This is a genomic window from Proteus sp. fly-1067 (genome assembly GCF_040139345.1).
GTDB lineage: Bacteria > Pseudomonadota > Gammaproteobacteria > Enterobacterales > Enterobacteriaceae > Proteus > Proteus vulgaris_B.
Genome location: NZ_JBEEUL010000001.1, coordinates 937,888 through 959,537 on the forward strand (window position 1 = coordinate 937,888; position 21,650 = coordinate 959,537).

Here is a 21,650-nt window from a genome sequence, read left to right on the forward strand (position 1 = left end):
GTCTAGTCCCTCAAGGATGCTTGGAATCGCTGTTTCAATGCTGCGACACAGTTACTTACTGTTGCAGCAATCTCATCTTCTTCCAGTGTATGCTCGATATCCTGCAAGATTATGCTAATAGCGAGGCTTTTATAGCCCTCTGCTACTCCCTTACCACAATACACGTCAAATAAGTTTATGCCAACTATTTGATTTCCGCCAACTTTCTTACATTCAGCTAAAATATCTTCTGCAGCTACATCATTCGGAACAACTACAGCGATATCTCTACGATTCGAAGGGTAACGAGAAACTGCTTTTGCTTGTGGTAAACTACGATTTGCAATTGCATTCCAACGTATTTCGAATACTACCGTACGACCGTTTAAGTCAAGTTTGCGTTCAAGCTCTGGATGAACAACGCCAATACAGCCAATGTATTCATTTCTCAGATAAATCCCAGCACTTTGTCCCGGATGAAGCGCTGAATGATTAGCTGCTTTAAATGTAATTTCATCTAGCTGGCCTGTCAATTCCAGAATTGATTCAATATTACCTTTCAAATCAAAGAAATCAACAGTTTGCTTCTCTAAAGCCCAATGTTCTTCATAACGGTTGCCCGCGATCACACCAGCCAGCATCAGTTCCTGACGTATTCCATATTCTGCTTGATTATCAGGAACAAAACGCAGACCTGCTTCAAATAACCTAACTCTAGATTGTTGACGGTTTTGATTATATACAGTGGTCGTTAATAATCCGGTTAGTAGAGACAATCTCATTGCTGACATATCAGCTGAAATTGGATTAGGTAGAATTAATGCTTCTTCATTTGGGTGTAATAAAGCTTGGATCTTCGGATCAACAAAGCTATAAGTGATAGCTTCTTGGAAACCATTGTCTACCAGCATTGTTTTAACGCGTTTCAATGACAAGTTCGCTTCACGATGATTAGTCATCACTAAATCAGCACGTAATGGCACATCAGGAATATTGTTGTAACCATAAATACGAGCGACTTCTTCAATAAGATCTTCTTCGATTTGAACATCGAAACGCCATGAAGGAACGCTTGCTAACCAACCATCATTTTCAACAGTAACGGTGAAACCTAAACGAGTTAATGAATCCAGAACTTGTGCATCATCAATAACGTGACCTAATAAACGGTCTAACTTGTTACGAGTTAATTTAACTGGTGCAATATTAGGTAAATATGCTTTATTGGTTACATCAATTACTTCACCAACTTCACCACCACAAATCTCTAACAGTAGCTTAGTTGCACGTTCCATTGCCTTGTATTGAAGCTCAAAATCAACACCACGCTCAAAACGATGAGAAGCATCTGTATGTAAACCATAACGGCGTGCACGGCCTGTGATGGATAATGGAGAAAAGAATGCGCACTCTAAAAATACATTTTTAGTTTCTTCATTAACACCTGAGGATTCGCCACCAAAAATACCCGCCATACCTAATGCGTGTTTTTCATCAGCAATAACTAGAACATCATCTTTTAATGTAATTTCATTGCCATCAAGTAAAGTTAGTTTTTCACCTTCTTTACCCATGCGAACAACGATAGCTCCCTCAACGCGATCAAGATCGAACGCATGCAGAGGCTGACCCATTTCGAGTAGAATTAAGTTAGTTATATCAACAATTGGGTCAATAGAACGAATACCACCACGGCGTAATTTTTCTTGCATCCATAAAGGTGTTTTTGCCTTCACATTCATATTGGTGAAAACACGACCTAAATATCGAGGACACGCTTCTGGTGCTTCAACACGAATAGGAAATGTCGCTGAAGAAGTTGCTGCAACCGGCGACATATCAGGTACTTGGCATTCCATTTTATTGATAACAGCGATATCACGAGCAACACCTAAAATACCTAAGCAATCAGCACGGTTTGGTGTAATGCTAATTTCAATAGTATTATCATTTAATTTTAAGTATTCACGAATATCCATACCAATAGGTGCATCGGCAGGCAATTCAATAATGCCTTCATGATTTTCTGAAATAGCCAACTCAGAAAATGAGCACAGCATACCTTCTGAAGGTTCACCACGCAGCTTTGCTGCTTTAATTTTGAAATCGCCCGGTAATACAGCTCCTACTGTTGCGACTGCAACTTTTAGGCCTTGGCGACAGTTTGGTGCGCCACAAACGATATCTAATAATCTCTCACCGCCTACGTTGACTTTAGTCACACGTAATTTATCTGCGTTTGGATGTTGCCCACATTCAACAACTTCGCCAACAAACACACCGTGAAAATCACCGGCAACAGCTTCAACACCATCAACTTCAAGACCAGCCATTGTCAGCTGTTCAGAAAGTTCTTCGCTACTTATCGCTGGGTTTACCCACTCACGTAACCAAAGTTCACTAAATTTCATGAGATAATCCCACCTTATTTAAACTGTTTGAGGAAACGAAGATCGTTTTCGAAGAATGAACGCAAGTCGGTGACACCGTAACGCAACATAGTTAGACGTTCCATACCCATACCGAACGCAAAACCTGAATAAACTTCAGGATCGATACCTACATTACGTAATACATTTGGGTGAACCATACCGCAACCCAGCACTTCTAACCATTTACCATTTTTGCCCATAACATCAACTTCAGCAGAAGGTTCTGTGAATGGGAAATAGGAAGGACGGAAACGAATTTCCATATCTTCTTCAAAAAAGTTTTTCAGGAAATCGTGCAGTGTTCCTTTCAAATTGGTAAAGCTGATATCTTTATCAACAATTAAACCTTCAATTTGGTGGAACATTGGTGTGTGGGTCTGATCGTAGTCATTACGATATACACGACCTGGTGCAATAATGCGGATAGGTGGTTGTTTATCTTGCATGGTACGAATTTGCACGCCAGATGTCTGCGTACGCAGTAAACGTTTCGCATCAAACCAGAATGTATCGTGATCAGCCCTTGCTGGATGATGAGCAGGAATGTTTAACGCATCAAAATTATGATAATCATCTTCAATTTCAGGGCCTGATTCTACAGAAAACCCTAATTCGCCAAAGAAAGTTTCAATACGTTCAATTGTACGAGTTACTGGGTGTAGACCACCGTTTTCAATACGGCGACCAGGTAAAGAAACATCAATTTTCTCAGCAGATAAACGTTCGTTTAATAATGCTGATTCCATAATTTCTTTACGAGAGTTCAGCGCTTGCTGAACCTCTTGTTTAGCCTGGTTAATGACAGCCCCTGCAGCTGGACGATCTTCCGCGGGTAAGTCGCGCAGCGTGGACATCTGAAGCGTTAAATGACCTTTTTTCCCCAAGTATTCAACACGAACCGAATCCAGCGCAGCAACATCCTGTGCCTCTTCGATAGCTGCTTTAGCTTGAGCAACGAGTTCAGCGAGATGTGGCATCGTTTCCTCTTCCTTTGACCTGATGAGGTCTATTAGTTGTTATCAATGATGACGAATAAAATTGCCCTTTTTGGTTTCTAACCCAGTATTGGGATCTGAAAACAAAAAAGCCTCCATATTGGAGGCTCAGGCGCTACTTTTCGTTTCTTTTCTTACGCGCAAAAGCCCCTTAATTTAGGCGCTAAAGTAAAAAAAGAAACGGAAAAAAGCGATATTTAACATGAATAATGTCTCTTCAAATATTAACTTATTGAATTTATATCATTAAGCCACAAATTTAGACAAAATAAAAGAGGGAGAAAACTCCCTCTTCCATTGACTTAATAATTAAGCCAGAGCACCTTTCGCTTTTTCAACTAAAGCAGCAAATGCTACTTTGTCGAATACAGCGATGTCAGCCAGAATCTTACGGTCGATTTCAATGGATGCTTTTTTCAGACCATTGATGAAACGGCTATAAGACATACCGTTCTGACGAGCTGCTGCGTTGATACGCGCAATCCACAGCTGACGGAACTGACGTTTTTTCTGACGACGGTCACGGTACGCATATTGACCAGCTTTGATAACAGCCTGGAAAGCTACACGATATACGCGTGAACGTGCACCGTAATAACCTTTAGCTTGCTTTAAAATCTTCTTGTGACGAGCACGGGCAACAACGCCGCGTTTAGCACGAGCCATATTAAACTCCTAATGTCTATATTCTGTTAAAAAAATGATACTTATGCGTATGGTAAGCAAGCTACGACCAGACCTAAATCTCCTTTAGAGACCATGCCTTTTGGACGTAAATGACGTTTACGCTTAGTTGATTTTTTAGTCAGAATGTGACGGAGGTTAGCATGTTTACGCTTAAAGCCACCACCAGCAGTTTTTTTAAAGCGCTTAGCTGCGCCGCGTACTGTTTTAATCTTTGGCATTTCTATAATCCACTTCGCATTGTTGATAACATAAAATAATGAGGCGAATAGCAATCAGCCATTAAGGCTGACGCTATTACTTGAATTGCCCGACTATTTCTTCTTCGGCGCTAACACCATGATCATCTGACGCCCTTCAATCTTATTAGGGAAAGATTCAACAGCAGCCAGTTCATCCAAATCTTCACGGATACGGTTAAGCATTTCCATACCGATTTGTTGGTGTGCCATTTCACGACCACGAAAACGTAGCGTGACTTTAGCTTTATCGCCATCTTCAAGAAAACGAATCAGGTTGCGTAGTTTGACCTGATAGTCGCCTTCATCTGTACCAGGACGGAATTTAACTTCCTTGACCTGAATAACTTTTTGTTTCTTTTTCTGTTCTTTGAGAGTCTTACTTTTCTCATAGAGGAATTTGCCGTAGTCCATAATACGACAAACCGGCGGCTCGGCATTAGGACTAATTTCAACTAAATCAGCACCTGCTTCCTCGGCTTTCTCAAGAGCCTCTTTCAGACTAACAACTCCAATCTGTTCGCCATCCAAACCTGTTAAACGAACTTCATGAGCGCGAATCTCACCATTGATGCGATTCTGACGCGTTGATTGAATTCTTTTTCCGCCTTTAATACCTTATTCCTCCAACTGATGAAGACTTCTGCTTCTAATTTCTTGCAGAAGCTTTTCTTTAAATTCGTTAACGTCAATACTGCCAAGGTCTTTTCCTCGACGAGTACGAACCGCCACTTTGCCTGATTCAACTTCTTTATCACCACAGACAAGCATGTACGGAACACGACGTAAAGTATGTTCACGAATTTTAAAGCCAATCTTCTCATTTCTCAAGTCTGCTTTTGCACGAATTCCGGCATCTTGCAATTCTTTGACGAGTTTTTGTACATAATCAGCCTGTCCATCCGTGATATTCATCACGACAACCTGCTGTGGTGCTAACCAAGTTGGGAAGAATCCTGCGTACTCTTCTGTCAGAATACCAATAAAACGTTCTAAGGATCCTAGCACTGCTCGGTGAAGCATAACAGGTACTTTACGCTCGTTGTTTTCAGCGACATAAGATGCGCCTAAACGACCTGGTAGTGAGAAGTCTAATTGTACTGTACCACACTGCCATGCACGATCTAAACAATCGTAAAGTGTAAATTCAATTTTAGGGCCGTAAAACGCCCCTTCACCCGGTTGATATTCAAATTCAATATTATTATCAGACAAGGCTTTTGCTAAGTCTGCTTCCGCAACATCCCATAATGCATCTTCACCGATACGTTTTTCTGGGCGAGTAGACAGCTTAACAACGATTTTTTCAAATCCGAAAGTAGAATATACATCATAAATCAATTTGATGCAGTCATTTACTTCACTTAAAATTTGTTCTTCAGTACAGAAGATATGCGCATCATCTTGTGTAAAGCCACGAACACGCATTAAACCATGTAATGCACCTGATGGTTCATTACGGTGACAACTACCGAATTCAGCCATACGTAATGGCAAATCACGGTAAGAACGTAAACCTTGTTTAAAGATTTGTACGTGACCAGGACAGTTCATTGGTTTAATACAATATTCACGGTTTTCCGAAGAAGTTGTGAACATATTTTCTTTGTAGTTTTCCCAGTGACCGGTTTTTTCCCAAAGAACACGATCCATCATAAATGGACCTTTTACTTCTTGGTAATCATATTCTTTTAATTTACAACGTACAAATGTTTCTAACTCACGGAAAATTGTCCAACCATCATTATGCCAGAAAGCCATACCTGGAGCTTCTTCTTGCATATGATATAAATCAAGCTGTTTACCTATTTTACGATGGTCACGCTTTGCGGCTTCTTCTAAGCGATCTAAGTAGGCTTTTAGCTGTTTTTTATCAGCCCAAGCTGTACCATAAATGCGTTGTAGCATTTTATTATCGCTATTACCGCGCCAATATGCACCTGCGATTTTCTGTAACTTAAAGTTATGACAGAAACGCATGTTTGGAACATGTGGTCCACGGCACATATCAACATATTCTTGATGATGATAAAGACCCGGTTGGGAATCTTGACTAATATTTTCATCAAGAATAGCAACTTTATAATCTTCACCACGGGAAACAAATGTTTCTCGAGCTTCAGCCCAGCTTACGCGTTTTTTAATAACATCGTAATCTGTTTTCGCCAACTCTAGCATGCGTTTTTCTAGAGTTTCTAAATCTTCCTGCGTGAGAGAATGGTCTAAATCTACATCGTAGTAGAAACCATTTTCGATAACAGGACCAATCGCCATTTTGGTTTGTGGCCATAATTGTTTAATGGCATGCCCTAATAAGTGAGCACAAGAGTGACGAATAATTTCAAGACCTTCATCATCTTTTGCTGTAATAATCGCTAGATTTGAATCATGTTCGATTAACTCACAGGCATCTACCAGTTCACCATTAACACGGCCTGCAATACATGCTTTTGCAAGTCCAGGACCGATATCTGCAGCGACATCCATGACAGAAACTGCATTTTCAAATTGACGTTGGCTTCCGTCAGGAAGAGTAATAATTGGCATTTAAAATCCTTATTTACAGTGGTGACCCATACGCAAGATCACTTGTAAGCTTTTTATTTCATATATATTCAGTACGTTACGACAATTTCTCACTTTACCTCGCGAGGTTTGTACTCAGTTATGTACACAATATTTATTATATAAATATCCATAGCATTACTGAGCCTTATCGCAACTCAGGGGGGATATTATCACAGACAGTAAAGATTTATACATTTATCTGTCTTTCTTTCCTCAAGAAAATACCAAATAGAAACCACAAGAAAATGCACACATCATATTGTATTAATTGATTGATATCCTTTTCTCTATCTCTTTTTTATTATCTATATTTTTGAAGACAGGGTTATATCTAAAATATCGAAGTAAATAGCTAACGCAAATTTTTCTTTTTCTAATTTATTCGCTAACATAGTTATATCCATTACAGTGATAATCGCTTGTATTTACAAAGTTATTATCTAGTCTCCATCCGAACCAATTAAGTATATTCTTGTTATAGACAAACTTTGCTTTTTTTATAGGGTTTTATTACCATCACTAGTAACCAAGCGGAAACCGTGGCTTTAAAAATAATAGACTCTGGGGCGGGCCAGAACTTTCATCGTTAATATAAAAGGTGTATAACGTGTTTTATCTAAAGCCTCGTCCTCGTAAGTTAGTCTATGCCATTACTTTTGAAACTCTCGCGATTTTATTAAGCACTGTTTTACTTGCAATATTAAGCCAAAGCCAATCACATAATTCACTGCCTGTTGCAATTGCTGTTTCTGTTATTGCCCTAATTTGGAATTATATCTTTAATTCTTTCTTTGAATTTTTTGAGCTAAAGCTAAAAATAGAAAAACGTACAATTATTATACGTCTTATCCATGCTATTAGCTTTGAATTAGGTTTGTTTTTCTTTACGATCCCACTCTATATGTGGTGGTATAACGTTGTTTTTATAAAAGCCATAAGTATGGAAATCACCATTTTGGTGTTCTTTTTTATCTATACCTATTTGTTTACGCTAATTTTCGATAAATTATGTCCTCGAATTTACTCAGCCGAAAATGAAAATAAAGCAACGCAATAATTAGGTTTCCCTATATTCTGTAGGACTTTTATTAAAGTATTGACGAAATACCTGGCTAAATGCGGAATGAGAATCATAACCTACCACTAAAGCAATATTCTCAATATTTGTGGATGTATATTTCAATAACTCAGCGGCTTTATTAAGTCGCTGTTTAGTCACATATTGCATAACAGACATGCCCAGCTCAGATTTCATTTTTCGTTGTAACGTACTTGCTGAAGTATTAAATGCTAATGCAATATCATGTGTTGTGAGTGGCGTATGTAACTTATTTGCTAACCACGCATCAAGATTATCACGCCAATCTTTTTGTATTTCCATTTGAGCAAGTAAAAGTCGTGTTATGGTTGAATATTGCTCGGGAGGCTGGGGATATTGATGCAACCACTCTAATAACCCTATAGCAGCTGGTGACAAAGCGAATTGCCCCCCCTTTTCACTCAATTGCCATTGTGAAGTTACGGGCAATTCTAAGATAAGATTTTTATTATCTTTATTGCCAGAAAAAGCATGATTAATAGTTGGAGGGATAATTAAGCAATTTTGATTAGAAATAAGAAAATCTTCTCGATTAAAGTTAACCTCCATCGAGCCAGACAAACCAAAAATAATCTGCCATAAATTATCATGCTGATGAGATACAGTCTCTTGTGTATAACATCGTAAATGTAATTGAGGTAATAACAAAAGACACTCCTCCTTTTCAATACACTGGTTGATAAACACTATATCAAAACTCAACCGAACATCACTATCGAAGAGTATCTTGTTAGAAAATTATTATGTTAAACAAACTTAAGCCAAACGAGAACCATTTGGTAAAGGTAAATTAAATTCAGCTAATACAATCGCACCGGTTTCATCTGGTGCTCCGGTAATTAGCACTTCGGATTTAATGCCAGCTATACGCTTAACAGGGAAATTACAAACACATAAAATACGGCGTCCAATAAGTTCTTCAGGTGTGTAATTTACCGTAATTTGGGCACTAGACCGTTTAATACCCAACTCACCTAAATCTACCTCCATAACATAAGCAGGTTTATTCGCTTTTTTATTAATTTCGGCACTAATAATTGTTCCTACACGCATTTCTACACGGAGAAAATCATCCCATTCAATTACATTTATCATTTTTTACCAATCTATTTTATTTACAGTGATATCTTGATTACTGAGTTATAGATTAACATGCATCATGCAACCTCACCTGTAGCAAGACAATCATTCTCTGTTGAGAAAGAATCATCCTATTCTATTTTTTCACTATTTAAATTATTAATAATTTTCCGTATTTTTAACCATTATTTAAATAGTCGTACCATTTCATAAATTTGTTATGTATAAAAAGTATTCTTAATGGTGAGTCTTTTCATGCTAAAGCGGGAAAATATGAAATGAAAAAAATAACAGACTGGGTAACTCTTGAAGGAAAGCTCGTACGCTTAGTACCACTTAGTATGGATCACTATTCAGACTTATATGAGTTAATTAAGAAAGATAAACCCGATGAACTTTGGTTTACGACTGTTCCTTCAGTAACAGAATTGAAACGTGATATTGAACATAAGCTTCAATTACAACAAAAAGGATTAATGTTGCCCTTCACCATTTATTCTCAAGCAAATAACCGTATTGTAGGTATAACAACATTTATGAATATTGATAACCAAACACCAAGGTTAGAAATAGGCTCAACGTGGTATGCAAAAGAAGTACAAAGAACAGGAGTTAACACTGAAGCTAAATACCTATTACTTAAATATGCGCTAGAAGAGTTACAGTGTATTGCGGTTGAATTTCGTACTCACATATTAAACCAAACAAGCCGCAAAGCAATTGAACGCCTAGGTGCAAAACTTGATGGTATTTTACGCAATCATCGACTAACTACAGGCGGTCAAAAAAGGGATACATGTATTTATAGTATTACTGATTATGACTGGCACTCAGTAAAAATACATTTAGAGTGGTTAATGAAGAAATACCAATAAACATTAAGATTATTATGCTTAAAAATAACTTTTTTGCTGTTTAATTTGTTATCATAATTGCTCCTTAATTACCTGTTATTATAGGAGCTTTTATATTCCATGCACTCTGCTTACCAGTTTTTTCAGGCTATAGGCCTTGGTCTTATTTTACTTTTACCTTTAACTAATCCATTAACGACTGTTGCTCTCTGGCTTGGTCTTTCAGGAAATATGACCAAAGAACAGCGTAATCAACAATCTTTAATGGCATGTGTCTATATTTTCCTTATTATGACCATCGCGTTTTATGCGGGTCGCGTCATAATGACAACGTTTGGTATTTCGATACCTGGTCTTCGTATTGCTGGTGGGATGATAGTGGCTTTTATTGGCTTTAGTATGTTATTTCCTAATACACCTAATGTTGATGATCCTATTGCCGACGATAATAATCCTCACCACAACCCCAAAGAACCCAATATTGCCTTTGTTCCTTTAGCAATGCCAAGTACTGCAGGGCCAGGAACTATTGCAATGATAATCAGTACCGCAGCATCAATTCCTTCGCGTACTGATATTGCGCAATGGGTATTATATGTTGCCCCTGTAACGACCTTCTTTTTAATTAGCGTGATTGTTTGGCTGTCACTGCGTGGCTCCACCAGTATTATGAAATATTTAGGTCACAGTGGTATTGATGCTATTTCTCGTGTAATGGGATTTTTATTAATCTGTATGGGTGTTCAATTTATGATTAACGGTGTTCTTGAAATTATTGCAGATTTGCCTGCTTTATTAAAACAGGCTCAGGCTGTAGCTAATTTGCCCGATTAATTATCCCCTGCATGGTAAGCAGCTCTTACTTTAGCTAAATAACGTGGTGCTTGAGTTGCCGGATGATTTTTTTCAACATAACGATAAAAATCGTCCGCACTCATTGAATTAATTTTAGCTATCGCATTGTCTCTATCTTTATCAAATGTTCTCAATAAAGCGCCGGCGCCATTGACATAAGCAAGAATGGTGGCGTAATAAAGTGTTTCAGGATCAGCAATACCAACAAGGTGTCGCTCTCTTAATAGTTGAAGATAAGCAGTGCCTAAATCAATATTAATAGCAGGATCTTTCAATTGAGCTGTTGTTGGTTGTCCCGTTTTTCCTCTATTTTGATAAACATCTCTTCCTGCAGTTGATGCTTTAATTTGCATTAATCCAACTGCATTTGATTTACTAATTACCTCTGGCCTAAAATTAGATTCGACTTGGATAATGGCTTTAATTAATGTTTCATCAACATTATAACGGCTAGAGGCTTGTTGTATGTGGTTATCAAAAGGGGTTACTTTCCATTGTGCCGTGGATATTGAAGCATTATTAATACGGCTATTTATCGGCTTTTGGCTTAAAAATCGAGATGTGTCTTTTTGAATCGGTTGACGAGCATTATCAGCACAACCAGCAAGAAGCAAAATTGCCAAAGAAAAGATGATTTTTACTTTCACGTTTTATCCTTTTGCATAAAGGGTTGTACAAAGACATATTTATATATCAACAAGTTGGAGATATATTATTCTACTTCCACACAAAAATACATATTAAAATATGGCAAAGTGCGAGAAATAAATCAATCTATTACTATTTCTAGCACGTGCGTTTTATCTCAAATTTATCCTATATCCTATTTTCCCCCAGAAATCACTCAATCAAAATCGAGCCAAGCATAATAGGTTTTTATTACATATTCTAAAATAAATCATATGAATTAATTACAATAAGAAGGGGGTTTATGGGAACTATAAAAATGGTAGAAGTATAACAAACGTTGGTTTTTGAGGAAAAGTGAGCTTTTATTAGTAATAAAAATAATCTCTTGCACAAATAGTTACGAACGATTGTTAATTTTTGTGACAAAACTCGACAATCTACTTAACATTTATTGGAATACATGTTGTTATCTTATTTCTAGTCGTTATCAAATGAAGCTTTTTGCACAGAGATAACTTGACTTTTTTGAAATGATATTGATAATCATTATCAATTGAGAAGATAACTCTGCAACTATAAGGCAATAATAATATGGATATATTTCGTTCTGTAAACAAAATTTCACTTACAGCTTTATGCCTTATGGCAACTGTATTTTTAACCACACCTACACAAGCAAAAGATAAACTTAAAGTCGTTACTACCTTTACTATTATTCAAGATATCGCACAAAATGTCGCTGGAGATGCAGCGATCGTTGAATCAATTACAAAACCTGGCGCTGAAATTCATGATTATCAGCCTACCCCAAAAGATATTGTAAAAGCTCAAAAAGCTGATTTGATCTTATGGAATGGTTTAAACCTTGAACGCTGGTTCGAGCGTTTTTTTAATGAGTTACGTAATGTTCCTGCGGTCGTCGTAACAGAAGGCATCACGCCAATGGCAATTAGTGAGGGTGCTTACAAAAATAATCCGAATCCACACGCATGGATGTCACCAAATAACGCATTAATTTATATTGAAAATATTCGTAAAGCACTTGTTGAACACGATCCTGATAATGCGGCAATTTATAATCAAAATGCAGCAAATTACGCAGAAAAAATTAAACAACTTGATGCACCATTAAGAGAAAGATTATCTCGTATACCACAAGAAGATCGTTGGTTAGTGACCAGTGAAGGTGCCTTTAGTTATTTAACTAATGATTATGGCTTTAAAGAAGTTTATTTATGGCCAATTAATGCAGAAGAACAAGGCACACCACAACAAGTTAAATACGTCATTGATACAGTAAGAAAACACAATATCCCTGTTGTCTTTAGTGAGAGTACAATTTCAGATAAACCGGCTAAACAAGTCAGCAAAGAAACTGGTGCAAAATATGGCGGTGTTCTTTACGTTGATTCACTTTCCGCTGAAGGCGGTGAAGTTCCTACTTATATTGATTTAATTACTATCACTGTGGATACAATTGCGAAAGGATTTGGTCAATGAGTAAAATAGAAACGAATCCAACGTTGACAGTTGATAACGCTACTGTCACCTATAACAATGGTCATACCGCCATCTTTGATGCGAGTTTCTCTATCACGGGTGGCACAATTTGTGCCCTCGTCGGCATCAATGGTAGTGGTAAATCCACTCTATTTAAAACCATTATGGGGCTAGTAAAGCCCTCTAAAGGTAAAGTGACATTAAACGACAACCCTATTCAACAAGCATTAAAGCAAAACATGATTGCTTATGTACCACAAACAGAAGAAGTTGACTGGAATTTTCCTGTGCTCGTTTCTGATGTTGTAATGATGGGACGTTATGGAAAAATGGGATTTTTTCGTATTCCATCAAAACATGATCATGAGATTGTTGAAGCATCGCTAGAGCGTGTGGGGTTATCTGGATTAGGTCATCGTCAAATTGGTGAACTTTCTGGTGGTCAGAAGAAACGTGTTTTCTTAGCGCGAGCAATGGCTCAAGAAGGCACTGTTTTATTACTTGATGAACCCTTTACTGGTGTCGATGTTAAAACCGAAAATGCCATTATCGAACTTTTACGTAATTTACGTGAAGAAGGTCATCTCGTTTTAGTTTCAACACATAACTTAGGAAGTGTGCCTGAATTTTGTGACCACGTTATTTTAATAAACAGAACGGTATTAGATAGTGGACCAACTGAAACAACCTTTACCCAAAAGAACTTAGAACACGCATTTGGTGGTGTATTGCGTCATATCAGTTTGTCGGGTTCTGATCTTCACGATGACGATGATCCACGCTCACTTACTGTCATTACTGATGATGAACGCGCGGCCGTTTTTTATGGTCATCAAAAAGAACATACTCCAGCGCACCAAAGTCAGCGCAAACAAGGAGATTAGCCATGCTAGATTTACTCCTACAGCCTTTTGAATATAACTATATGGTGAAAGCTATTTGGGTTAGTGCTTTAGTAGGCGCTGTCTGTGCGTTTCTTTCATCCTATCTTATTTTGAAAGGTTGGTCTTTAATGGGAGATGCCCTTTCCCACTCCGTTGTCCCTGGTGTTGCGGGGGCTTATATATTAGGTTTACCTTATGCGGTCGGTGCTTTTTTTACGGGTTTGCTCGCAGCATTATCAATGACATTTATTCGCCATATCACTCGCCTTCGTGAAGATGCCGTTATTGGCTTTATTTTCTCTACTTTTTTTGCCTTTGGTCTGTTGCTGGTTTCGCTTAAACCGACAGCCGTCAACGTTCAGACCATCATCCTCGGGAATATTCTAGGTATTGCAGATGAAGATGTATGGCAAGTTGTTATTATTACAGGTGTCTCTTTTCTCGTCTTATTTTGTATCTGGAAAGACTTGCTGGTCGTTTTCTTTGATGAAATCCACGCCAGATCTATTGGTCTATCACCTTTAAAATTAAAAATTATCTTTTTTACTTTATTAAGTGCTTGCACCGTTGCTGCACTTCAAACTGTTGGTGCCATTCTGGTCATTGCAATGGTTGTAACACCTGGCGCAACAGCTTATCTACTCACCGATCAATTTAAACGACTTGCTATTATTGCTATCTGCATTGGTACGATAACCAGTGCTGTAGGTGCCTATCTTAGCTATTTCTTTAATGGTGCAACGGGTGGCGTCATTGTCACAATGCAAACTGCACTTTTTTTATTGGCATTCTTATTTGCGCCTAAACACGGCATGTTAGCTGCACGTCGCCGTGCTCGCCAAAGCTCACAACAGTTAATCTCACAATCTCATCAGCACCAAGAAGTCCCAAAACAAGACGAGGTGAAACTATGAATGAGCTAATTGAATTTTTCATTGAACCATTTCAATATCCCTTTATGCAACGGGCTATTATTGCCGCTATCATTATCGGGATCGCCTGCGCTATTTTATCTTGTTATATGGTTTTAAAAGGCTGGTCTTTAATGGGAGATGCTATCTCTCACGCAGTGTTACCCGGTGTAGTACTTGCTTATGTCACTGCAATTCCATTAACGGTAGGCGCCTTTCTTTCTGGCTTGTTTTGTTCGTTTGCCACTGGCTATTTAAAAGAGCACAGTCGTATTAAAGAAGATACTGTGATGGGAATTGTATTCTCAGGTATGTTTGCCGTAGGCTTGGTGATTTTTGCTAGTGTCGATACAGACCAACATTTAATGCATATTCTATTTGGTAATATTTTGGGTATAACGCCAGATGTATTAACTCAAATTAGTATTATTTGTTTAATTACCATCACTATCATGCTAGTTAAGCAAAAAGACTTTATGCTTTATTGTTTCGATCCTAATCAAGCAAGGATCGTCGGTTTACCTGTTACCTTATTGCACTATGGCTTACTGTCTATTTTGGCATTAACTATCGTTGCTTCAATGCAGGCCGTCGGGATTATTTTAGTTGTCGCCATGCTTATTTCTCCGGGGATCACTGCGTATTTATTAACACGTAGTTTCTCTCGTATGATAATGCTAGCTATTATATTTTCTGTCGCATCCAGTGTGATTGGTACATTTATTAGTTTCCATATTGATGGTGCAACAGGTCCATGTATTGTGCTAACTCAAGCTATATTCTTTATTATTGCGTTATTCTGTAATCAGATTAAATTAGCAAAAATAAAGCGACAAACAAAACCCGCGAACGCCTGATAATCTCCTTTATCTTCGCAAAAACGGGATAATCATCCCGTTTTTTAGCTTTATACTTTATTGATTTAATTAAAGTGTTATTGTCATAAGATAAACATCGCTCGTTATTATTTTATTTGGGTCTACTAAGTAAACAACTTTGCGAGGTGTAAGTATGTGGCAGAATATAGGTCGTTTACTGGAATCAAACTTAGGATTTTCAGCAAAGATAAACGAAAAAACTCACCTTTCTAGTGGCGATATTCACCATACATGGAAAATTTATTATGGTGATACCCCCGTCTTTGTAAAATCCAACTTACGTGAGTTTCTGCCTAATTTTAAAAATGAAGCAGAACAACTTGAAATGTTGGCAAAAAGCCAAACAATTCGTACTCCTCGCGTTCTTGGCATTGGTAATAGTAAAGATGCCAGCTTCTTACTCCTCGAGTTCTTACCTGTGCAACCTTTTACACCTCACAGTGCTTATTGCTTTGGTCAACAATTAGCAAGACTACATCAATGGGAAGATCAACCTAGTTATGGTTTTGATTTTGATACTCAAATCGATACAACTCCCCAACTAAATGGCTGGGAAAAACGCTGGAACCACTTTTATTCTGAAAAACGTGTTGGCTTCCAACTGCAACTGGCGTCAGAAAAAGGGATGGTCTTTGGTGATATCGATGAGATCACCCAAATTATTCATCATCGTCTAGCTGATCATAACCCACAACCGTCTTTGCTTCATGGCAACTTATGGCCTAAAAACTGCGCTGCAATTGGTCAATCTGAAGGTACAGTTTTTGATCCTGCTTGTTATTGGGGAGATAGAGAATGTGATATAGCGATGCTGCCACTTTGTACTGCAGTACCCGCTAATATTTTTGATGGTTATCAGAGTGTCTGGCCGTTATCTGAAAAATTTTTATTACGTCAGCCCATTTATCAACTCTATTTTTTCCTCAACCGCTGTAATCTATTTGGTGGTGAAAAAGATTACCTAGAAGCCCGAAAAATTATTGATGATTTATTAGCCACCCCCTGAAAAAAGATAAAAAAAACAGTTTAAAACAAGTAATAAGCTAAAAATATAACCTCGCCAGCTCACCAGCTCACATTGTGCGAGGTTTATTTTCCCTTCAGTTAGATAAATGAACTATCCTCGTTCATTGTAAAGGGTTATTACCATCCTAAAAATTTCAGCAAGAAATACCCAATTGCCATAACAATAATGGGGGATAGATAAAGCACCATAATTTGAGTGAAAATAGTATGCCGTGGTAATTTGATATTCTGTTGTAACTCTTCGGCAGTGATACCACTCTTCATCGCTCGTTCAATAATAAGCTGATCTTGTATATTTTCTTTTAAATACTTAACTTGGCGATAAATTCGTAATCCCGATGCGCTAAACGCCAATCCAACAAACATAAAAAGAAAAATAACAAAAAAAGTGATATTTTCCTGACTCAATCCCATTTGTGTATTGGGGATAGGTGAATTTCGCCAGAAGAAGCCTAAAAAAGGTGTATTAAATTGTACCATTTCCGCTAACACACGAAAAAAATCATTGATCACGGCATTTACACCATCACCACTTGGACGTTGGATTGCAGCCAATCCTATCAACGACACTGTTGTAGAAATAAAGGCAGGAATAAAAATAAGCCAGCCAAGAACTCGCTTTGAAATGGCATATAATCCTGCATATTGATAACTCATCACATCCTCACTAGTAGAATTCGTCAATATTTATCTGTTTATCGTAGTCTAATTAACGGCTAATACGACAATATATTAATAGTAGCCATTCTCTCTATTTATTTTACTAAATAAATAAGAAACTGATTAAAAAGATTTTCTTTGTAACTCTTGCTACAATCGCCATTCGACAACATAGACCTTATTTATGGAGAGTAACATGTCTTTTAAATTCCCTATTGAAGCTGCTATTTTTGATATGGATGGTTTATTAATCGACTCTGAACCATTTTGGCAGCAAGCAGAACATGAGGTCTTTGCTGAATTAGGCGTCGATTTATCCCTTTCATCGGCAATGCCCGATATGGTTGGATTAAGAATAAACGAAGTCATTGATTTATGGTATAAAGCCTCACCATGGCAAGGCGTTTCAAAACAAGAAGCAAAACAAAAAATGGTTTCTCGTGTTGTCAAATTGGTTGAAGAAACCAAGCCACTATTACCTGGTGTCGAACATGCTCTAGATCTTTGTAAATCATCAGGATTGAAAATTGCATTAGCATCAGCTTCTCCTGATTTTATGCTTGAGCGTGTGCTTGAGTTGTTTAATATTCGTCATTATTTCTCAGCTGTCGTGTCTGCTGATGAATTACCGCACAGTAAGCCACATCCAGAAGTTTATCTAAATGCAGCTAAAGCACTTAATCTTGATCCTATCCACTGTGTTTCATTAGAGGATTCTCGTAATGGCATGATTGCCTGTAAAGGTGCAAGAATGCGCTCTATCGTTGTACCAGCAGCAACACAATTTAATGATAAGCAATGGGGTTTAGCTGATGTGAAAATTGCCTCTCTTAATGAGTTAACACAACTACATTTATTAGGTTAGTTTCCATCAATAAAAGGGGTATTTTGCTTTATTAGATATCCCTTTTGTTCTGCTTCTAACACTTAATTCATTAATGCTACTTTTTTTACTCTTAGCATTTTCTCACTCATTTGTCTTACTACCACCAGCCCCCATTCTATCTTTTAGGTTTTTATCCTAAATTCGATCGTTTTTAAATCAATCAAATAAAATATTTCTGTTATTGCTTAATATTTAAGACAATTTTTATCTTTTTTGTCTGTTAGTTATCATCAAAACCTTTTATACTTTATCACTGTATAAATGAACAGCAAACGAACAGACTTGGAATGACCGCAGAAGGACATTTACTTTTTTCTGTTGCAACACTTGTGTTAGCACAGAAACTTGAAATAACGCCAGCTCTTGCTCATGGTGATTGGTTTCACATGATCCCTGCTGTCTTATTAGGCTCACTTTTACCAGACTTAGATCATCCAGGCTCTATACTTGGACGATTGTTCCGTATTATTTCTCTGCCCTTATCAAAACTTTGTGGTCACCGAGGTTTCACTCATAGCCTACTCGCATTTTGTGGTTTAGCCATTTTATGGGAAACCCAAGTTTCACCACGCTGGGAAATTTCAGCAGATATTTTTCATGCACTTTTACTTGGTTATCTTAGCCATCTCATTGCCGATATGTTAACCCCAGCAGGAGTTCCTTTCCTATGGCCTTTAAAAATGCGCTTTGCGCTACCTATTTTAGGTAAAAAAAATAATAAAAAAGGGGAGCGTTTTATCTCCGTTCTTATTCTTGTAGGCGCACTTTTCTTACCTCCACACCTTACTGTTACATTGCCTTCGCAAGTCAATAATTGGTTACAGATGTACCACGACAAGCGCACTAATTTTTAACACCCTCTGACAAAACCCTACGTTTCTCTATTTATTTATAAATTCTTACATCTTTTTATGCCTATTTCCTTGTCTTTATAACCAAACGATTATATAAAAGAATAATTAATTATAAAAAGTTATTAACAATCCTGTTACCCTATAACGAGTTGATGCTGTTATATCCTTTCTTACTATCTAAGAACTCATATCGCATACAATCGTCGAAATTATATAAATAAAAATCTCGTTGGAGAGTTAAGATGAATTTTCCGTTAATCATTAACGTACTCGTCTTTGTTGTGTTATTACTCGTCTTGGCTAAATTAAGTCAACGTCAGTGGAGCCTTTCAAAGAAAGTTCTTGTTGGTTTAGTTTTTGGTGTTGCTTTTGGGTTAGCGCTACACGCATTCTATGACTCACACGATCCTATTATTAAAGAATCTATTCTTTGGTTTAATATCGTGGGTAATGGCTATGTTCAGCTATTACAGATGATCATTATGCCATTAGTATTTGCCTCTATTCTTAGTGCTGTTGCTCGTTTGCATCAAGCATCATCGTTAGGGAAAATCAGTGGGTTAACTATTGGTACTTTATTATTTACTACTGCCATTTCTGCATTAATTGGTATTGTGATCGCCAATTTATTTGGTTTAACCGCAGAAGGCTTAGTGCAAGGCGAACAAGAAGCACAACGCTTAATTGCACTTGAGCAAAATTACATGGGTAAAGTTTCTGACTTAACCATGCCTCAGCTTATTTTGTCATTTATTCCTAAAAATCCATTTGCTGACTTAACAGGTGCAAGCTCAACATCGATTATTAGCGTTGTTATCTTTGCTACATTCTTAGGTATGGCTGCGCTGAAATTACTCAAAGAAGATCAGCCTCGCGGCGAAAAAGTCTTAGTTGCGATTGATTGCTTACAATCATGGATCATGAAGCTAGTTCGTATTGTCATGATGTTAACCCCTTATGGTGTTATGGCGCTGATGACTAAAGTTGTAGCCAGCTCAAATATGCACGACATCATTCAATTAGGAAGCTTTGTTGTTGCCTCTTATGTTGCTATTGGCTTAATGTTTGTGGTTCATGGATTACTCGTTAGTTTTACAGGCTTAAACCCTGTTAAATTCTTCAAAAAAGCGGGTCCATTATTAGCATTTGCATTTACTAGCCGTTCAAGTGCAGCAAGTATCCCGTTAAATATTGAAACACAAATCAAACGTGTAGGTGTACCAGAATCTATCGCGAGTTTCTCATCATCTTTTGGTACAACGATTGGCCAAAATGGCTGTGCAGGTATCTACCCTGCAATGCTCGCTGTTATGGTTGCACCAACCGTGGGTATTAACCCCTTAGATCCAATGTGGATAGCCACTTTAGTTGCTATCGTAACCGTCAGCTCTGCGGGTGTTGCGGGTGTTGGTGGCGGTGCTACATTTGCAGCTCTTATCGTTCTGCCTGCAATGGGTTTACCTGTGACATTAGTTGCCCTATTAATCTCTGTAGAACCATTAATTGATATGGGACGTACCGCATTAAACGTCAGTGGCTCAATGACCGCTGGTACAATCACCAGCCAAATCATGGGGCAAACGGATAAAGCGGTCTTCAATCAAGATGAAGAAACAGAACTTACAGTAAAATAAACTTTATCTACCTCTATTGAGAGAGCCAGTTCATTTTGAACTGGCTTTTTTTTATATCTATATTAAGTTACATATCTTCTATCTATGCCATTCACCAATATCAATAAAAATACCTATAAATATAACAAGGTAAAATCGTGAAAAAAATTATGCGAGTTTTGCGAAAACTCTATAAGTATGAAAACAGCCAATATGATCCTGAACGCCAAGTTTCTCTTTATCATCTTGATGTTCTTTCCGAAAAGGAAAAAAACATATTATTAGCAGCCAATTGGCGACCGAATATTATTGAAAAATTTGCGGATCATTCAGATATTATTAATCAATTACATAGTTTAAAAAACAATCCGTTACTCACTCAAAAACGTTGTTTAGATGCATTTGTGGCTGGTGTTGGTGGTAGCTATCTTAGAGGACGCTCTGTTTTAGGCGCTTTCCATAAATTACAAAATTTGCCACTACATAATTATGACGAAAAACCTCAATATGCCTGTTGTTGGATTTGTAGTGATAGCAACCACCAAAAGCATATTAATGATAGTTATTTTCAATATTGCCTCTATTACGGTAATTCTTATACTGGCAATCCCTCTTATGCTTATCTGAATTTAAAGCACTTGCTAACAATTCCTCCCGTTAGTCCAACGCAGGCAGACAAAGAAACTTTTAAGCAATTACTTCATTTATTACGTAGCGCCCATGAAGATGAAACTCCGGGTAAGTTTGAAAAACGGTTAAATGAAGCTAAATTAATTTCTGGTGATAAATACACCAAGCGAGGTATCTTGCACTCACTTGCTTTAGTGGGTGTTATTCCCAACGCCTTTATTCCATTATCTTTAAATAGCTGGGCCAATTTCGGTGATATTACCATTGTAGAAAATCAGCTTAATAACACCAAAGGGCGTTCCGATATGGAAATGCCGTGGGCAGGATGGAACGGTAATCTCAAGATTGATGAAGAAAAAGCCATGGCTTATTTTGGGGAATACTTAGATTAAA

The 21,650-nt window shown here is 37.6% G+C and carries 22 protein-coding genes and 1 other annotated feature; of the genes, 12 read left to right on the forward strand and 10 right to left on the reverse strand.

What is annotated here, in order from left to right; genetic code table 11:
- Window positions 1-2: 2 nt before the first annotated feature.
- From pheT to thrS, 6 genes are all read right to left on the reverse strand, one after another.
- The gene (gene pheT / locus ABN217_RS04325) at window positions 3-2,390 is read right to left on the reverse strand and encodes a phenylalanine--tRNA ligase subunit beta (RefSeq protein WP_196553173.1); all 2,388 of its coding nucleotides are present in this window, start codon (window positions 2,388-2,390) and stop codon (window positions 3-5) included.
- A gap of 14 nt (window positions 2,391-2,404) precedes the next feature.
- Window positions 2,405-3,388 (reverse strand): phenylalanine--tRNA ligase subunit alpha, encoded by a 984-nt coding sequence (gene pheS, locus ABN217_RS04330; RefSeq protein WP_072070368.1) that lies wholly within the window; start codon window positions 3,386-3,388, stop codon window positions 2,405-2,407.
- Window positions 3,389-3,488: 100 nt separating this feature from the next.
- Window positions 3,489-3,611, reverse strand: a sequence feature (Phe leader region).
- Between the two features lie 104 nt (window positions 3,612-3,715).
- Window positions 3,716-4,072, reverse strand: coding sequence for a 50S ribosomal protein L20 (rplT, locus tag ABN217_RS04335; RefSeq protein ID WP_036937406.1), 357 nt, complete (start codon window positions 4,070-4,072; stop codon window positions 3,716-3,718).
- Between the two features lie 41 nt (window positions 4,073-4,113).
- Complete coding sequence (gene rpmI, locus ABN217_RS04340) at window positions 4,114-4,311, reverse strand: 50S ribosomal protein L35 (RefSeq protein ID WP_004263702.1); 198 nt, start codon at window positions 4,309-4,311, stop codon at window positions 4,114-4,116.
- 93 nt (window positions 4,312-4,404) lie between these two features.
- Window positions 4,405-4,944 carry a translation initiation factor IF-3 gene (gene infC / locus ABN217_RS04345; RefSeq protein ID WP_036937410.1) on the reverse strand — a complete coding sequence of 180 codons (540 nt, stop codon included), beginning with the start codon at window positions 4,942-4,944 and terminating at the stop codon, window positions 4,405-4,407.
- Window positions 4,945-4,947: 3 nt separating this feature from the next.
- Window positions 4,948-6,876, reverse strand: a complete 1,929-nt coding sequence (gene thrS / locus ABN217_RS04350; protein ID WP_349440232.1) for a threonine--tRNA ligase — start codon at window positions 6,874-6,876, stop codon at window positions 4,948-4,950.
- 628 nt (window positions 6,877-7,504) lie between these two features.
- On the opposite strand from thrS, the gene ABN217_RS04355 reads away from it, so the two are divergent.
- On the forward strand, window positions 7,505-7,954 hold the full coding sequence (locus tag ABN217_RS04355; RefSeq protein WP_197269317.1) for a PACE efflux transporter: 450 nt from the start codon (window positions 7,505-7,507) through the stop codon (window positions 7,952-7,954).
- Here the strand turns inward: ABN217_RS04355 and ABN217_RS04360 are convergent, their stop codons facing one another.
- Together ABN217_RS04360 and ABN217_RS04365 are read right to left on the reverse strand one after the other, a co-directional pair.
- Complete coding sequence (locus tag ABN217_RS04360; protein ID WP_197269318.1) at window positions 7,955-8,644, reverse strand: AraC family transcriptional regulator; 690 nt, start codon at window positions 8,642-8,644, stop codon at window positions 7,955-7,957.
- A 108-nt stretch (window positions 8,645-8,752) separates the two neighbouring features.
- Complete coding sequence (locus ABN217_RS04365; RefSeq protein WP_349459096.1) at window positions 8,753-9,091, reverse strand: tRNA-binding protein; 339 nt, start codon at window positions 9,089-9,091, stop codon at window positions 8,753-8,755.
- 263 nt (window positions 9,092-9,354) lie between these two features.
- On the opposite strand from ABN217_RS04365, the gene ABN217_RS04370 reads away from it, so the two are divergent.
- Window positions 9,355-9,951, forward strand: coding sequence for a GNAT family N-acetyltransferase (locus ABN217_RS04370; protein ID WP_349459097.1), 597 nt, complete (start codon window positions 9,355-9,357; stop codon window positions 9,949-9,951).
- A gap of 99 nt (window positions 9,952-10,050) precedes the next feature.
- Window positions 10,051-10,764, forward strand: coding sequence for a MarC family NAAT transporter (locus ABN217_RS04375; RefSeq protein WP_164526199.1), 714 nt, complete (start codon window positions 10,051-10,053; stop codon window positions 10,762-10,764).
- Here the strand turns inward: ABN217_RS04375 and ABN217_RS04380 are convergent.
- The gene (locus tag ABN217_RS04380; RefSeq protein ID WP_196553178.1) at window positions 10,761-11,432 is read right to left on the reverse strand and encodes a transglycosylase SLT domain-containing protein; all 672 of its coding nucleotides are present in this window, start codon (window positions 11,430-11,432) and stop codon (window positions 10,761-10,763) included. The two genes, ABN217_RS04375 and ABN217_RS04380, sit on opposite strands and share 4 nt — an antisense overlap.
- Before the next feature lie 625 nt (window positions 11,433-12,057).
- Here ABN217_RS04380 and ABN217_RS04385 point away from each other — a divergent pair.
- The 5 genes from ABN217_RS04385 to ABN217_RS04405 all read left to right on the forward strand — a co-directional run bounded on the left by ABN217_RS04385 (window position 12,058) and on the right by ABN217_RS04405 (window position 16,594).
- Window positions 12,058-12,915, forward strand: coding sequence for a metal ABC transporter substrate-binding protein (locus tag ABN217_RS04385; RefSeq protein ID WP_231619387.1), 858 nt, complete (start codon window positions 12,058-12,060; stop codon window positions 12,913-12,915).
- Window positions 12,912-13,799, forward strand: coding sequence for a manganese/iron ABC transporter ATP-binding protein (locus ABN217_RS04390; protein WP_196553179.1), 888 nt, complete (start codon window positions 12,912-12,914; stop codon window positions 13,797-13,799). The genes ABN217_RS04385 and ABN217_RS04390 overlap by 4 nt, the downstream gene beginning before the upstream one ends.
- A 2-nt stretch (window positions 13,800-13,801) precedes the next feature.
- On the forward strand, window positions 13,802-14,713 hold the full coding sequence (locus ABN217_RS04395) for a metal ABC transporter permease (protein WP_115349619.1): 912 nt from the start codon (window positions 13,802-13,804) through the stop codon (window positions 14,711-14,713).
- Window positions 14,710-15,567 carry a metal ABC transporter permease gene (locus ABN217_RS04400; RefSeq protein ID WP_036937443.1) on the forward strand — a complete coding sequence of 286 codons (858 nt, stop codon included), beginning with the start codon at window positions 14,710-14,712 and terminating at the stop codon, window positions 15,565-15,567. The genes ABN217_RS04395 and ABN217_RS04400 overlap by 4 nt, the downstream gene beginning before the upstream one ends.
- A 154-nt stretch (window positions 15,568-15,721) precedes the next feature.
- Window positions 15,722-16,594 (forward strand): fructosamine kinase family protein, encoded by an 873-nt coding sequence (locus tag ABN217_RS04405; protein ID WP_196553181.1) that lies wholly within the window; start codon window positions 15,722-15,724, stop codon window positions 16,592-16,594.
- A gap of 137 nt (window positions 16,595-16,731) precedes the next feature.
- Here the strand turns inward: ABN217_RS04405 and ABN217_RS04410 are convergent, their stop codons facing one another.
- The gene (locus ABN217_RS04410; protein ID WP_115349618.1) at window positions 16,732-17,271 is read right to left on the reverse strand and encodes a YniB family protein; all 540 of its coding nucleotides are present in this window, start codon (window positions 17,269-17,271) and stop codon (window positions 16,732-16,734) included.
- Window positions 17,272-17,470: 199 nt separating this feature from the next.
- On the opposite strand from ABN217_RS04410, the gene hxpB reads away from it, so the two are divergent.
- The 4 genes from hxpB to ABN217_RS04430 all read left to right on the forward strand — a co-directional run bounded on the left by hxpB (window position 17,471) and on the right by ABN217_RS04430 (window position 21,649).
- The gene (gene hxpB, locus ABN217_RS04415; RefSeq protein WP_072070393.1) at window positions 17,471-18,139 is read left to right on the forward strand and encodes a hexitol phosphatase HxpB; all 669 of its coding nucleotides are present in this window, start codon (window positions 17,471-17,473) and stop codon (window positions 18,137-18,139) included.
- 308 nt (window positions 18,140-18,447) lie between these two features.
- Entirely contained in the window at window positions 18,448-19,014 is a 567-nt protein-coding gene (locus ABN217_RS04420) for a metal-dependent hydrolase (protein WP_072070395.1), read from the forward strand.
- A gap of 242 nt (window positions 19,015-19,256) precedes the next feature.
- Window positions 19,257-20,648 (forward strand): L-cystine transporter, encoded by a 1,392-nt coding sequence (locus ABN217_RS04425; protein ID WP_072070396.1) that lies wholly within the window; start codon window positions 19,257-19,259, stop codon window positions 20,646-20,648.
- Between the two features lie 137 nt (window positions 20,649-20,785).
- Window positions 20,786-21,649 carry a hypothetical protein gene (locus ABN217_RS04430; protein WP_349459098.1) on the forward strand — a complete coding sequence of 288 codons (864 nt, stop codon included), beginning with the start codon at window positions 20,786-20,788 and terminating at the stop codon, window positions 21,647-21,649.
- Window position 21,650 lies beyond the last annotated feature (1 nt).

What these genes read in the sequence shown, in the direction of transcription:
- pheT (WP_196553173.1), bottom strand. Translation starts at nt 2,390, where the DNA reads ATGAAATTTAGTGAACTTTGGTTACGTGAGTGGGTAAACCCAGCGATA.
- pheS (WP_072070368.1), bottom strand. Translation starts at nt 3,388, where the DNA reads ATGCCACATCTCGCTGAACTCGTTGCTCAAGCTAAAGCAGCTATCGAA.
- rplT (WP_036937406.1), bottom strand. Translation starts at nt 4,072, where the DNA reads ATGGCTCGTGCTAAACGCGGCGTTGTTGCCCGTGCTCGTCACAAGAAG.
- rpmI (WP_004263702.1), bottom strand. Translation starts at nt 4,311, where the DNA reads ATGCCAAAGATTAAAACAGTACGCGGCGCAGCTAAGCGCTTTAAAAAA.
- thrS (WP_349440232.1), bottom strand. Translation starts at nt 6,876, where the DNA reads ATGCCAATTATTACTCTTCCTGACGGAAGCCAACGTCAATTTGAAAAT.
- ABN217_RS04365 (WP_349459096.1), bottom strand. Translation starts at nt 9,091, where the DNA reads ATGATAAATGTAATTGAATGGGATGATTTTCTCCGTGTAGAAATGCGT.
- ABN217_RS04370 (WP_349459097.1), top strand. Translation starts at nt 9,355, where the DNA reads ATGAAAAAAATAACAGACTGGGTAACTCTTGAAGGAAAGCTCGTACGC.
- ABN217_RS04375 (WP_164526199.1), top strand. Translation starts at nt 10,051, where the DNA reads ATGCACTCTGCTTACCAGTTTTTTCAGGCTATAGGCCTTGGTCTTATT.
- ABN217_RS04385 (WP_231619387.1), top strand. Translation starts at nt 12,058, where the DNA reads ATGGCAACTGTATTTTTAACCACACCTACACAAGCAAAAGATAAACTT.
- ABN217_RS04390 (WP_196553179.1), top strand. Translation starts at nt 12,912, where the DNA reads ATGAGTAAAATAGAAACGAATCCAACGTTGACAGTTGATAACGCTACT.
- ABN217_RS04395 (WP_115349619.1), top strand. Translation starts at nt 13,802, where the DNA reads ATGCTAGATTTACTCCTACAGCCTTTTGAATATAACTATATGGTGAAA.
- ABN217_RS04400 (WP_036937443.1), top strand. Translation starts at nt 14,710, where the DNA reads ATGAATGAGCTAATTGAATTTTTCATTGAACCATTTCAATATCCCTTT.
- ABN217_RS04405 (WP_196553181.1), top strand. Translation starts at nt 15,722, where the DNA reads ATGTGGCAGAATATAGGTCGTTTACTGGAATCAAACTTAGGATTTTCA.
- ABN217_RS04410 (WP_115349618.1), bottom strand. Translation starts at nt 17,271, where the DNA reads ATGAGTTATCAATATGCAGGATTATATGCCATTTCAAAGCGAGTTCTT.
- hxpB (WP_072070393.1), top strand. Translation starts at nt 17,471, where the DNA reads ATGTCTTTTAAATTCCCTATTGAAGCTGCTATTTTTGATATGGATGGT.
- ABN217_RS04420 (WP_072070395.1), top strand. Translation starts at nt 18,448, where the DNA reads ATGACCGCAGAAGGACATTTACTTTTTTCTGTTGCAACACTTGTGTTA.
- ABN217_RS04425 (WP_072070396.1), top strand. Translation starts at nt 19,257, where the DNA reads ATGAATTTTCCGTTAATCATTAACGTACTCGTCTTTGTTGTGTTATTA.